The sequence below is a fragment of the Pilimelia columellifera subsp. columellifera genome (assembly GCF_039532605.1).
In the GTDB taxonomy this organism is placed as follows: domain Bacteria; phylum Actinomycetota; class Actinomycetes; order Mycobacteriales; family Micromonosporaceae; genus Pilimelia; species Pilimelia columellifera.
On sequence record NZ_BAAARY010000035.1, the window covers coordinates 1 to 11,957 of the forward strand.

Annotated in this window: 11 protein-coding genes and 2 tRNA genes; 10 read left to right on the forward strand and 3 right to left on the reverse strand. The window is 70.3% G+C overall.

Annotated elements, in window-relative coordinates; genetic code table 11:
* Positions 1 to 246: 246 nt before the first annotated feature.
* A tRNA-Arg gene (locus tag ABD287_RS17565) sits at positions 247 to 319 on the reverse strand.
* 188 nt (positions 320 to 507) lie between these two features.
* Between ABD287_RS17565 and ABD287_RS17570 the strand changes: the two genes are divergently transcribed.
* From ABD287_RS17570 to ABD287_RS17580, 3 genes are read left to right on the forward strand one after another with little or no spacing between them, the layout of a single operon-like run.
* A complete protein-coding gene (locus ABD287_RS17570) occupies positions 508 to 1,224 on the forward strand; it encodes a hypothetical protein (protein WP_344174504.1) in 717 nt (238 codons plus the stop codon).
* Positions 1,221 to 1,898, forward strand: a complete 678-nt coding sequence (locus ABD287_RS17575) for a DUF4166 domain-containing protein (protein WP_344174506.1) — start codon at positions 1,221 to 1,223, stop codon at positions 1,896 to 1,898. The genes ABD287_RS17570 and ABD287_RS17575 overlap by 4 nt, the downstream gene beginning before the upstream one ends.
* Entirely contained in the window at positions 1,891 to 2,619 is a 729-nt protein-coding gene (locus tag ABD287_RS17580) for a TetR/AcrR family transcriptional regulator (RefSeq protein ID WP_425565662.1), read from the forward strand. The genes ABD287_RS17575 and ABD287_RS17580 overlap by 8 nt, the downstream gene beginning before the upstream one ends.
* On the opposite strand, the gene ABD287_RS17585 is transcribed toward ABD287_RS17580, so the two are convergent.
* A complete protein-coding gene (locus ABD287_RS17585; RefSeq protein WP_344174508.1) occupies positions 2,522 to 3,211 on the reverse strand; it encodes a dTMP kinase in 690 nt (229 codons plus the stop codon). The genes ABD287_RS17580 and ABD287_RS17585 overlap by 98 nt on opposite strands.
* Before the next feature lie 77 nt (positions 3,212 to 3,288).
* Here ABD287_RS17585 and ABD287_RS17590 point away from each other — a divergent pair, with 77 nt between their 5' ends.
* The 3 genes from ABD287_RS17590 (at position 3,289) to ABD287_RS17600 (ending at position 7,261) form a co-directional block, all read left to right on the forward strand.
* Positions 3,289 to 4,707 (forward strand): class II fumarate hydratase, encoded by a 1,419-nt coding sequence (locus ABD287_RS17590; protein WP_344174510.1) that lies wholly within the window; start codon positions 3,289 to 3,291, stop codon positions 4,705 to 4,707.
* Between the two features lie 24 nt (positions 4,708 to 4,731).
* Positions 4,732 to 5,418, forward strand: coding sequence for an HAD family hydrolase (locus ABD287_RS17595; protein WP_344174512.1), 687 nt, complete (start codon positions 4,732 to 4,734; stop codon positions 5,416 to 5,418).
* 103 nt (positions 5,419 to 5,521) lie between these two features.
* Positions 5,522 to 7,261, forward strand: coding sequence for a S8 family serine peptidase (locus tag ABD287_RS17600; protein WP_425565663.1), 1,740 nt, complete (start codon positions 5,522 to 5,524; stop codon positions 7,259 to 7,261).
* A 117-nt stretch (positions 7,262 to 7,378) separates the two neighbouring features.
* On the opposite strand, the gene ABD287_RS17605 is transcribed toward ABD287_RS17600, so the two are convergent.
* Entirely contained in the window at positions 7,379 to 8,017 is a 639-nt protein-coding gene (locus tag ABD287_RS17605; RefSeq protein WP_344174514.1) for an IclR family transcriptional regulator, read from the reverse strand.
* Between the two features lie 80 nt (positions 8,018 to 8,097).
* Between ABD287_RS17605 and cysS the strand changes: the two genes are divergently transcribed.
* From cysS to ABD287_RS17625, 4 genes are all read left to right on the forward strand, one after another.
* Positions 8,098 to 9,510 (forward strand): cysteine--tRNA ligase, encoded by a 1,413-nt coding sequence (cysS, locus tag ABD287_RS17610; RefSeq protein ID WP_344174516.1) that lies wholly within the window; start codon positions 8,098 to 8,100, stop codon positions 9,508 to 9,510.
* Entirely contained in the window at positions 9,510 to 10,652 is a 1,143-nt protein-coding gene (gene rlmB, locus ABD287_RS17615) for a 23S rRNA (guanosine(2251)-2'-O)-methyltransferase RlmB (protein WP_344174517.1), read from the forward strand. The genes cysS and rlmB overlap by 1 nt, the downstream gene beginning before the upstream one ends.
* A 122-nt stretch (positions 10,653 to 10,774) precedes the next feature.
* Positions 10,775 to 10,851 (forward strand) — tRNA-Thr (locus ABD287_RS17620).
* A 178-nt stretch (positions 10,852 to 11,029) separates the two neighbouring features.
* On the forward strand, positions 11,030 to 11,833 hold the full coding sequence (locus tag ABD287_RS17625; protein WP_344174518.1) for a hypothetical protein: 804 nt from the start codon (positions 11,030 to 11,032) through the stop codon (positions 11,831 to 11,833).
* Positions 11,834 to 11,957 lie beyond the last annotated feature (124 nt).

Genomic DNA, 11,957 nt, shown 5'->3' on the forward strand with positions numbered 1-11,957 from the left:
GCACCCGAGAGAGTGTGGGAGAGTAGGACGCCGCCGGACAAAACAACCGTCACGCCCGGAGACCAACCACAGGTCCCCGGGCGTGACGCCATTCCACCCCCTGGGAGGGGTCTGGGCCCGCTGAGAGGGTGCTGGGCTTTCTCACCAATACCGACCAGTCACCTGACGTAGTGGGGGTCGGGACCGACGGAGGCCTGAGGCGCCGTGCGAACATGGGCATGATCGTCGATCATGCCCATGTGTATGTGCCCCCGAGAAGATTCGAACTTCCGACACATGGTTTAGGAAACCACTGCTCTATCCCCTGAGCTACGAGGGCGTGTCCTCGCGCGGAGGCACTGTGGGCCAGCCTACCCACCCGCCGTCGGTGGTTGTTTACCGGGCGGGGGCCTCTGAAGTCGCCGGGCGCCTGCCATCGCCGTTGACCAGGCCACGTCGGTATTGAGCGACCGCTCAATGATCTGCTACCTTCAGTTTTGAGCATACGCTCAAACAGATGGGGGTCGCATGTCGGAATCGCTCTACATCGAGACGCTCGTGCGTGTGCCGATGAACGAGATCTGGCGGCTCACGCAGGACCCGGACCAGCATCAACGGTGGGATCTGAGGTTCGGATCGATCAGCGCGCTCACCGGCTCCGCTGGTGGATGCCGTGGCTTCCGGTACGCGCTCACCGTGTGGCCAGGTCGCGTCATCAGTGGCGAAGGCGTGACCGTGTCGGAGCGCTGGCGGTCGGACGGCTCCTGCACATCGGTACTGAGGTTCTCGAGCCAGGACCCGTTGTCGCTGGTCTCCGAAGGTGTTGGGTTCTGGCGGTACCTCCCGACAGCGGGCGGCATCCGGTTCCTCACCCGCTACCGGTACGAACCCAGATGGGGCCGGCTCGGACGGCAGGTCGACCGGGTGTTTCGCCCGTTGCTCGGCTGGGCCACGGCGTGGTCGTTCGACCGGCTTCGGCTTTGGGTAGAGCGCGGCGTCGGCCCGCGGCGCGGGTTGTTCCACGGGCTTGCTGAGGTGGTGGCGAGGGTGTCGGTGGTTGCGGGCGTCGTTGCCGTCGGGCCGGCAGGGTGGGCCGGGCCGAGCCTGGTCGCTGTCGTGCTCATGGCGGCCGTGCTGGCGCCGCCAACGCCGTACACTCCCGCCGCGCGGCGTTGTCTCCGGCGGCCGCCGGACGTGGTCGCTGCCCGTCCACCGGCCACCGCGTCCTTGTTGGAGGAGTGGTGACCGCGGTCTTTCGTCGGGCGCTCGGGGCGGATTTCCACCGGCTGCACCCGCGACTGCGGGAGCGGTTCGGGTTCTCCAGCAACGACCGGACGGCCTGCGTCGGGCGTGGGCTCATGGAGGAGGTGTGGCGCGGGCGGGCGTTCACGCTGCCGTTCCTGCATCTCGGGGCGACGCGCAACATCCTGTTCCCGGAGCGGGGCCGGAACGTGCCGTTCGTGGTCGAGAACTACGCGTACCTCGACACCTACGGGCGGGAGACCCTGACATTCACCAGATCCTTCGTGTTGGGCGGGGTCCGTCGGCGCTTCGACGCGACGATGATCTACAGTCCGCTGCGCGGCCGGATCATCGACTACCTCGGCACCCACCAGCACCTTGCCGTCGACCTCGACGTGCGGGTTGATGACGCCGGCGGGTTGCGTATCGTCACCGGCGCGCAACGGTTCTACGAGGGGTTGGTCGGCGCGACTGTCCCGGCTGCGCTGACCGGCCAGGCGGAGGTGCACGAATGGTACGACGAACGCCGCGGCTGCTTTCGGATCAGCGTGCGGGTCGCCAACCGGCGGTTCGGCGCCCTGTTCGGCTACCGGGGGTGGTTCGTTGCCGAGTTGCAGACGAACGTCGGCGCAACACCGGCGCGGGTGCGGCCGGTGCGGGAGTCGGCGCGTGACTGAACGCGCCCGCAGGCGCTCCGACCCGGCGTCCGACACCCGACGACGCCTCATCGCCGGGGCGTTGGCCGCGATCAACCAGCACGGAATCGCGGGCGTCTCCGCACGGACCATCGCCGCAGCCGCCGGCGGCGTGAACCAGGCGCTTGTCTTCTACCACTTCGGCGGCGTCGACGAGCTGCTGGCGGCCGCCTGCCTGGCCAGCACCCGCGAACGTGTGGCCAGGTGGTCGGTGGAGATGGCCGAGGTGGGCAGCCTGCGGGAGCTGCTCGCCGTCGGTCAACGTATGCACGAGGAGGAGCGGGCCGCCGGTAACGTCGCCGTCCTGGCGCAGTTGCTCGCCGGCGCCCAGACCGATCCCAAGCTCGCCGAGGCCACCGGCGCGGCGTTGGCGCTGTGGGTTGCCGAGATCGAGCTGGTGCTGCGACGGACGCTCGCCGGTCAGCCCTTTTCCGAGGTGCTGGATGTTCCCGGCCTCGCCCGAGCGGTTTCAGCGGCGTTCGTCGGGCTTGAGCTGTACGAGGGCGTCGACGCCGACGGGGCGGCGCAGGCCATCGCAGCGCTTGACCAGCTCGCGGTGCTGTTCGACGTGGTGGAGGCGATGGGTCCGATCGCCCGGAAGGCGGTCAGGTCGCGGGTGGCCCGGGCCGCCCGCGCCCGTCCGGGTCGGCAGCCCGGCGTTGCAGGGGAACCCGGGTCATCTGGGCGGCCAAGGCCGTCTTGAGGCTGGCCGACGGCCCGCTGGCGTCGATGATCTCGAACACGGCGAACTCCGGTAGCGATCGGTAGGCCTGGTCGAGTTGATGCAGGTAGGCGGGGTCCTCGTGGTCGATGCCCCGTTGGCGCACCCGTAGTTCGGCGTCCTTCGGGGCGACGGCCAGGAAACACACCAGGTCCGGTACCGGGAACATCGCGTACCAGGCCCGGACCAGCCGGTGACCGCGGTCGCCGCGGGCGCTCATCATGGCGTACTGGCAGTAGCTGTAGCGGTCCATGACCGCGACGCGTCCGGTGAGCCTGGCCGAGAGCAGGGCCCTCGCGATGGCCATCCAGCGGACGCTGGCCTCGACGACCAGGTACCCGGTACGCCCGAGCAGGCTCGCCCCGTCCTCGCGACCGACCTTGCGTGCCATGACGCCCAGCACCCGACGGCCGCCCGGGTTCTCGAAGTAGGCGGCGGGAACGCCCTGTTCGCTCAGCCACTGCGCCAGCCAGGTCGCGTGGGTTGTCTTACCGGCGCCGTCGATGCCGACCAGGGCGATGATCGTGGGGCGGGACATGATCGGAGGGCGGGCCATGATCGGGGGACGGGCCATGAGCAGCAACGATAGCGACCTGCGCAGAACCGTCGCGGTCAGGCGTGCCGCCGCGACCCAGCGGGCAGGATGGGGTCATGACGACCTCGCGCGAGGCGGCCACCGTCGCCAGTCAGCCGTACCGGGTGGAGCACGACACGATGGGCGAGGTGAGGGTGCCGCAGGAAGCGCTCTGGCGGGCCCAGACGCAGCGCGCGGTGGAGAACTTCCCCATCTCCGGACGGGGGCTGGAGCCGGCGCAGGTGCGTGCCCTCGCGCTGATCAAGTGGGCTGCGGCGCAGGCCAACGCCGAGCTGGGGGTGCTCGACGCGCCGGTGGCCGAAGCCGTCGGCGTCGCCGCGCTGGAGGTCGCGGCCGGCCAACACGACGGCCAGTTCCCGGTCGACGTGTTCCAGACCGGCTCGGGGACGTCGTCGAACATGAACGTCAACGAGGTCGTGGCGACCCTGGCGTCCCGGTCGTTGGGGCGGGAGGTCCACCCCAACGACGAGGTCAACGCCTCGCAGTCGAGCAACGATGTCTTCCCGTCCTCGATCCACCTGGCTGCCGTGGCGGCGATCGTTGGGGATCTGCGGCCTGCGTTGGAGCGGCTGGCCAGGGCGTTGACGACCAAGGCGGACGAGTTCGCCCCGGTGGTGAAGGCCGGGCGCACCCATCTCATGGACGCGACTCCGGTGACCCTCGGGCAGGAGTTCGGCGGCTATGCGGCGCAGTTGCGCTACGGCGTCGAACGGCTGGACGCGGTGCTTCCGCGCCTTGGTGAGCTGGCGCTCGGCGGCACCGCCGTCGGGACTGGTGTCAACACCCCGCCCGGTTTCGCGGCGGCTGCGGTGGCGGCGCTGCGGGAACGCACCGGGCTGCCGGTGACCGAGGCCCGGAACCACTTCGAGGCCCAGGGCGCCCGTGACGCCCTGGTGGAGGCTTCGGGGCAGCTGCGCACCATCGCCGTCGGGCTCTACAAGATCGCCAACGATATCCGGTGGATGGGCTCGGGCCCACGGGCCGGGCTGCGTGAACTGCGCCTACCCGATCTGCAGCCCGGATCGTCGATCATGCCAGGCAAGGTCAACCCGGTCGTGCCGGAGGCGGTGCGGCAGGTGTGCGCGCAGGTGATCGGTAACGACGCGGCGGTCGCGTTCGCCGGCGCCCAGGGCGACTTCGAGCTCAACGTCATGTTGCCGGTGATGGCCCGTAACCTGCTCGAATCGATCCGGCTGCTGGCCGCCGTCAGCCGGATCTTCGCCGACCGGTGCGTCAACGGGCTCACCGCCGACGCCGCCGTGTGTCTCGCGTACGCCGAAGGCTCGCCATCGATCGTCACCCCGCTCAACCGCCTCCTCGGCTACGAGGAAGCCGCCGCCATCGCCAAACAGGCCCTGGCGGCCGGGGCCTCGATCCGGCAGGTGGTCATCGACCGTGGGCACGTCGCCGCCGGGCGGGTCACCGAAGCGCAGCTCGACGAGCTGCTCGACGTCGCCCGGATGACCCAGCCATGAGTCGGCCCGCACTACCATTGACGAGTGGTCACGACCGTCGCCTTCGATGCCGACCAGACGCTGCTGGACACCCGTCGGGCCATCGAGGCAGCCACCCTGGAGCTGTGCGCGCAGGTGGCCCGCCAGTACCCGGGATCGCCGGCGCTGGAAGTCGCTGATCTGCACGCTGATGCCGTCGCGGCGTGGGAGGCGATGCCGGAACGGGACGTCCGGACCGTCCGGTCGATCGCTCTGGCCAGGTCACTGGGGCGGGTCGGCCTCGGGCACGCGCACGGCGAGCTGTCCGAGTACTACTTCGCCGCCAGGCAACGCCTCACCCATCCCTACGCCGACGCCGTGTCGGCCTTGTCTCAGCTGGGCGAACGGTTCGTCCTCGGCTATGCCACCAACGGGAACAGTCGGGCGGAGCTGTGCGGGCTCGCCGGCCGGTTCGCCTTCGAGCTGTACGCGCACGAGCGCGGGCTCGCGCCGAAGCCAGCGCCGGAGTTCTACGCCGCGGTGCTGGCGGCCGCCGGCGTCGTCACCGGCCCTGAGCAGGTCGTCTACGTTGGGGACTCCTGGTCCCACGATGTTGTTCCGGCCAGGGCCGCTGGTCTGCGGACGGTGTGGGTGAACCGCGGCGGGTCCACAGTGCCTGACCCAGGGGTGGCCGACGCGGTCGTCGTGTCGTTGGCGGACCTACCCGCGGCGGTGCGGTCGCTGGCGGCCTGAAACCGTCCGTTTGGTCACCTGGCGGGCCGCCACAGTGTGCGGTTGGATGCTCCCTGTGGCCAGGTCCCAGCAAGGGGACCGGGCCCGACAGGGGAGGAATTCAGTGAATCGACGGCTTATCGCCGCAGTCGCGTTGGGGGCGTCCGCCTCGGCGCTCGCGCTCATAGCGTCCACTTTGCCTGCTTCCGGTCGTGCCACCCAGGTCGCGCCCGCCATCCCGCCGACAACCTTCACCGTCGTCGCCGCCGACGGCGTTGACGCCGCTGTCGCCAAGCAGGCCATCAATGCCGCTGGCGGCTCGGTCGTGAGCAGCAACCCGAACGCCGGATCGTTCCAGGTCGTCACCACCAGCGCCGACTTCGCCCGAAAGGTCGCGGACGCCCGTCCGCTGGTCGGCGCGGTCCCGCGGCGGGCCATCGGCAACGCCCCGGTCCGCCGGGCGCTCGACCCGATCGAGCGGGAGAACCTGGTCGCCGGGCCGACCGGTTCCGGAGCCGAGAAGGCGCCGGCCAGGAGGGCCGAGCGGGCCAAGGGTCTGGACCCGCTGGACGACAAACTCTGGGGTCTGAAGATGGTCCGATCGGACCTGGCCCGGCAGAAGCAGGCCGGTAAGCGCAAGGTCACCGTCGGCATCCTCGACACCGGCCTTGACGCCTCCAACCCGGACCTGGCCAAGAACTTCGACGCCACACTGTCGCGCAACTTCGCGCCGGACATCGAGGCCATCGACGGCCCGTGCGAGGCGCGCGGCTGTGTCGACCCGGTCGGCACCGACGACGGCGGTCACGGCACCCACGTCGCCGGGTCGGTTGCCGCCGCGGCCGACGGCTTCGGGCTCTCCGGCGTCGCCCCGAACGTCACCCTGGTCCAGCTCAAGGGCGGACAGGACTCCGGCTTCTTCTTCCTCGACCCGGTGATCAACTCGATCACCTACGCCGCGGACGCCGGCATCGACGTGCTCAACATGTCGTTCTATGTCGACCCGTGGGCGTTCAACTGTCCGAACAACCCGGCCGACAGCCCGGAGTTCCAGGCCCAGCAGCGGGCCACCATCAAGGCCGTCAACCGGGCGCTCAAGTACGCGCACTTCAAGGGCGTCACGCTCGTCGGCGCGCTCGGCAACTCGCACCTGGACCTGGCCAAGCCCGGCACCGACACGTCCAGCCCGAACTACCCGGCCGCGTCGGCGTACCCGCGGGTCATCGACAACGCGACCTGCGTCGACCTTCCGGTCGAGGGGGCGCACGTCATCGGCGTCTCGGCCCTCGGTCCGTCGAGCCGCAAGGCCGACTTCTCCAACTACGGCACCGAGCAGATCTCCGTCTCGGCGCCGGGCGGTTACTACCGGGACGGCTTCGGCACGCCTACCTTCCAGACGCCCGAGAACATGATCCTGTCGACATACCCGAAGAAGGCGCTTCAGGAGGAAGGGGCCGTCGACGCTGACGGCAACGTCCTCCCCGCGAAGGCCGACGAGGTCTTCAAGCAGTGCACGACCAGTGGCCAGTGCGGCTACTACACCTACCTGCAGGGCACCTCGATGGCCTCGCCGTACGCGGCCGGCGTCGCGGCGCTCATCGTCAGCCAGCACGGCACGAAGGACCAGAACGCCGCGCGTGGGTTGACCATGGACCCGAAGCTGGTCGAGCAGCACCTGTACCGGACCGCCGCAGGGCGGCCGTGCCCGACGCCGCGGACCGTGTCCTACAAGAACGAGGGCCGGGACGAGACCTGGGACGCCACCTGCGAGGGCGCCCAGAGCTTCAACGGCTTCTACGGGCACGGCATCGTGGACGCCTACGCGGCCGTCACCAAGAAGCTCGCCCCGACGGCCAGGCCGTAGCGCTGATCGGCTGAGCGCGGGGGCGGTGGGGGCTCCGGCCGCCGCCCCCGCGCTGCTGCCAGCCGGGCGGCGCCTGGCGCGTTGCGCGGCCCGCTGGCCAGTGTTGGCGACCGCTGATCAGCCGAGCGCGGTCGTGATCGCCTCGGCGGCGGACCGGACCGCCGGTCCTGCCGTGGCCGGGTCGAGCGGACCGAGGGCCACCACCCCGACGCTGGCCTCCAGACCCTCAACGCCGAGCACCGGGACGGCGATGCCGTACGCCTCGGCCTGCAACTCGCCAGCGGTCACCACCGGTCCGGTCTCGCCACGCCGGCCGGCGAGGATCGCCTGACCGGCGGCGCCCCGGGCCAGAGGGTGCCTGGTGCCGCTGCGGTAGGCGACGTGCAGTGCCGTCCAGCTGGGTTCGACGACGACCAGCGCGGTGGCTTCGGCGTCCTCGGCGACGGTGAGGTGCGCGGTGGCCCCGACCGCCTCCGCCAGCCGCCGCAGCGCCGGCCGGGCGGCGTCGGCGACCAGCGGCCGGGCCCGACGCGCCAGTTGCAGCAGCCCGACCCCCAGCCGCAACCGCCCAGCGGCGTCCCTGCGGACCATGGTGTGGTCGACCAGGGCGCTGACGAGCCGGTAGACGACGGTGCGGCCCACGCCCAGCCGGTTGGCCGCCTCGGTGACCGTGAGCCCCGGCGACTCCGCGACCAGGTGAAGCAGGCGCAGCCCCCGGTCCAGGGTCTGAGCGCTGTCGGGCGTCCGCGCGGTCACCGAACCAGCCTATTCCGGCGATGTCCGGCAGACCCCGGCCAGGGTGGGCCGGCGGGATCGGTGGCAACTATCCTTAGCAGATGACCATGCGCTTCTATGACTCCGCCACCCGCGAAGTGCGGGATTTCGTCCCGCGTGAGCCCGGCAAGGTAGGTGTCTACCTGTGTGGTCTCACCGTCCAGGCGGGCCCACACATCGGGCACCTGCGGTCCGGTGTCAACTACGACGTGCTGAGGCGCTGGCTCACCCGATCCGGTTTCGAGGTGACCTTCGTCCGGAACATCACGGACATCGATGACAAGATCCTCGACAGGGCGGTGGCGCAGCAGCGACCCTACTGGTCGATCGCCTACGCCAACGAAGTGACGCTCGCCGCGGCGTACCAGGCGCTCGGGGTGCAGCCGCCGACGTACGAGCCGCGCGCCACCGGGCACATGACCGAGATGCACGAGCTGATCGCCAAACTCATCGCCGCAGGTCACGCCTACCCGGCCGCCGACGGCTCCGGAGACGTGTACTTCGACGTGCGCTCCTACGCCGACTACGGCGCGCTGTCCGGGCAGCGGCCGGACAACATGCAGGCTGCTGTCGACGGTCCGGCGCGGGCCAAGCGCGCCCCCGGGGACTTCGCGCTGTGGAAGGGCCCCAAACCCGGCGAGCCGGCCGACGCGTACTGGCCGTCGCCGTGGGGTCGGGGGCGTCCCGGCTGGCACATCGAGTGCTCGGCGATGGCCGAGCGGTACCTGGGGGCCGAGTTCGACATCCACGGCGGCGGGCTGGACCTGACCTTCCCGCACCACGAGAACGAGGTCGCCCAGTCCAAGGCCGCCGGGTTCGGCTTCGCCCGCTACTGGGTGCACCACGGCCTGCTCAACCTGGGCGAGGCGAAGATGAGCAAGTCCCTGGGCAACGTCCTCGACCTGGACGCGGTCCAGGCCCTCGGGGTCCGTCCGGTGGAGTTGCGGTACTACCTCGCCTCCCCCCACTACCGCTCCCGGATCGACTACTCCGACGGCGCCCTGCGCGAATCCGCGGTCGCGTACCAGCGGATCGAGAACTTCGTCCAACGGGCCACCGAACGGGTCGGACCGGGCGAACCTGGCACGGTCTGCACGGAGTTCGCTGCCGCGATGGACAACGACCTCAACACGTCCGCCGCCCTGGCAACCCTCCACGAGGTCCTACGTGACGGCAACGCGGCGCTCGCCGCCGGCCAGGACGACACCCTGCGTGAGGCCCTGGCCTCGGTCCGTGGGATGCTCGACGTTCTCGGCGTCGACCCCCTCGCCGCGCCGTGGCGGCACGCCTCCGGCGGCGGCAACCTGACCGGCGTGGTCGACGCGCTGGTGCAGTTGGCGCTGGAGCAGCGCACCCAGGCCCGCGCACGCAAGGACTGGGCCGCCGCCGACGCCGTACGGGACCAGCTCAAACAGGCTGGCGTCGTCGTCGAGGACACACCGCACGGCCCACGATGGACGGTTGAGGATCACTGATGGCTGGCAACTCCCAGCGGCGCGGCAAGCGCAGCACCGCCAAGAAGGGCGCCGCTGGCGGCACCGGCGGCAAGAACCGTGACTCCCTCAAAGGTCGCGGTCGCACCCTGCCAGCCGACGAACGCCCCTGGCACAAGGGCTACTCCGGCACTGAGAAGCTGCCGATGAAGACCGCCTGGAAGCAGGACAAGGAGCGCCGGGCCGCCGAGGAGGAGGGACGCCCCCCGAAGATCGGCAAACCAGGCACCAAGGACACCACCTGGGGACGCGGCTGGGGCGCGTCGTCCGGCGGCGCCGCTGGCGGACGCTCCGCCGGCGGTCGCGGCGCCGCCGGTCGGGGCGCGACCGGACGCGGCGGTCCGCGGGTCGCCCCCGGACGCCGGTCGAACCCGTCACGGGACGCGCCGGAGCTGCTCGTGGGCCGGAACCCGGTCGTCGAGGCGCTGCGCGCCGAGGTCCCCGGCACCGCGCTCTACGTCGCCCAGGGCATCGACATCGACGACCGGATCACCGAGGCTGTCCGTTCCGCGGGCGACCGGGGCATCGCGATCCTTGAGGTGACCCGCGCCGAGCTGGACCGGATGACCGGCGGTGTGCTCCACCAGGGCATCGGCCTGCAAGTGCCGGCGTTCGCCTACGAGCCGTTCGAGGACCTCGTCGCGGCGGCGGCCGAGCACCCCACCCCGCTGCTCGTCGCCCTCGACGGCGTCACCGACCCGCGGAACCTCGGCGCGGTTATCCGCTCCGCCGCCGCCTTCGGCGCCCAGGGCGTGTTCATGCCCGAACGTCGGGCCGCGGGCATCACCGCCACCTCCTGGCGCACCAGCGCCGGCGCGGCGGCGCGAGTGCCGGTCTCGCAGGTCACCAACCTCACCCGGGCCATCAAAGCCTGCCAGCGTGAGGGCTGGACCGTCGTCGGCCTCGACGCTGACGGGGACACCAGCCTGTACGACCTCGAAGTCGCCGTCGGGCCGGTCATCCTCGTCGTCGGCTCCGAAGGACGCGGGCTGTCGCGGCTCGTCGGAGAGACGTGCGACCTGACCGTCGGCATCCCGATGGCCTCCGAGGTCGAGTCGCTCAACGCCAGCGTCGCGGCCGCGGTGGCGCTCGCCGAAGTCGCCCGCCGTCGGGCCCGGCGCTGACTGACCGCTGACGACATGCCGACCTGCCTGCTGCCAAGCCGGGACGCTGTGTGGGGACCGCCGGTGGCGACGGGCCCACCCAGCGTTGACTATGCTTGTCGGCGTGCGCCATCGGCGTACGTGCCCCTGTAGCTCAGATGGCCAGAGCACCCGCCTTGTAAGCGGGATGTCGCCGGTTCGATCCCGGCCGGGGGCTCCATCCTGACCAGGCATTTCGCGTCGGTCGTCACCGCCGAAGAGCACCTTGAAGAGCTCTACCGGAAGGTCAAGACCCGCCGCTTCTCCCAGCTCATCGCGTGCCACTTCAACGCCAAGAAGCGAACCATCACGAAGGTCGAGGCGTTGACTCCGGTGCACCGGTTCGGAGGCATCGCCTGATGCGCGCCGAGACCGTCACCGACGCTGGCCGACCCGGCACGCCGAACGAAGACTGGGCATTGGCTAACGAGACCTTGCTAATGGCGCTGGACGGCGCAACGGTCCGGACCGAGACCGGATGCCAGCACGGGGTTCCCTGGTACGTCGCCAAACTCGGTGCCAGCCTGACAGCCTTCGCAGCCGAACGCACCGACAGCCTCGGCGTCTCACTGACCCTGGCGATCCAGTTCGTAGCTGACCAACATCGGGAATGCGACCTCTCCCACCCCGGCACACCATCAGCGGGCGTCGGCATCGTGCGACTCAACGGCGAACACCTCGAATACCTCGTGCTCGGCGACGTGACCGTCATCATCGACACCACCGACGGCATCCAAGTAATCAGCGACGACCGCGTCAGCAACACGGCGACTGCGGAACGGGCCGAGGCAGACCGCCACCCATTCGGATCCGCCGAAAAGCAGGCCGCCCTGCTACGTATGAAACATGCCGAGCTCGCAGTGCGAAACACCGAAGGCGGGTACTGGATCGCCGCAGCAGACCCACGAGCCGCAACTCATGCGATCAGCGACCGTCTACCGCTGAACAGCGTGCGTCGGGTGGCCTTGCTGACTGACGGGGCCACGCGAGCAGTCGAACCGTTCAAGCTTCTCGACTGGCCCCAGCTCCTTGACGTCCTCCAGCAAAACGGCTCCCGCGAACTCATCAACCGCGTACGCGCCATCGAAGCCGCCGACCCACAGTGCACCCGATGGCCACGCAACAAACGCAGCGACGACGCCACCGCCGTCTTCGCAGCCTGAGCCACCGCCACACCACCAGGACCGGCTTAGACCGTGTGTCATTTGGGGTTGTTGCAGCGCCTGGTCGTTCGTTGAGCTGGTGTGGATGATGTTCAGAAGTACTGCCCCGAACCGTTGTGGCAGA

Excerpts from the sequence above, each read along its gene's own strand:
- ABD287_RS17570 (WP_344174504.1), top strand. The coding sequence starts at position 508 with ATGTCGGAATCGCTCTACATCGAGACGCTCGTGCGTGTGCCGATGAAC.
- ABD287_RS17585 (WP_344174508.1), bottom strand. The coding sequence starts at position 3,211 with ATGGCCCGTCCCCCGATCATGGCCCGCCCTCCGATCATGTCCCGCCCC.
- ABD287_RS17590 (WP_344174510.1), top strand. The coding sequence starts at position 3,289 with ATGACGACCTCGCGCGAGGCGGCCACCGTCGCCAGTCAGCCGTACCGG.
- cysS (WP_344174516.1), top strand. The coding sequence starts at position 8,098 with ATGACCATGCGCTTCTATGACTCCGCCACCCGCGAAGTGCGGGATTTC.
- rlmB (WP_344174517.1), top strand. The coding sequence starts at position 9,510 with ATGGCTGGCAACTCCCAGCGGCGCGGCAAGCGCAGCACCGCCAAGAAG.
- ABD287_RS17625 (WP_344174518.1), top strand. The coding sequence starts at position 11,030 with ATGCGCGCCGAGACCGTCACCGACGCTGGCCGACCCGGCACGCCGAAC.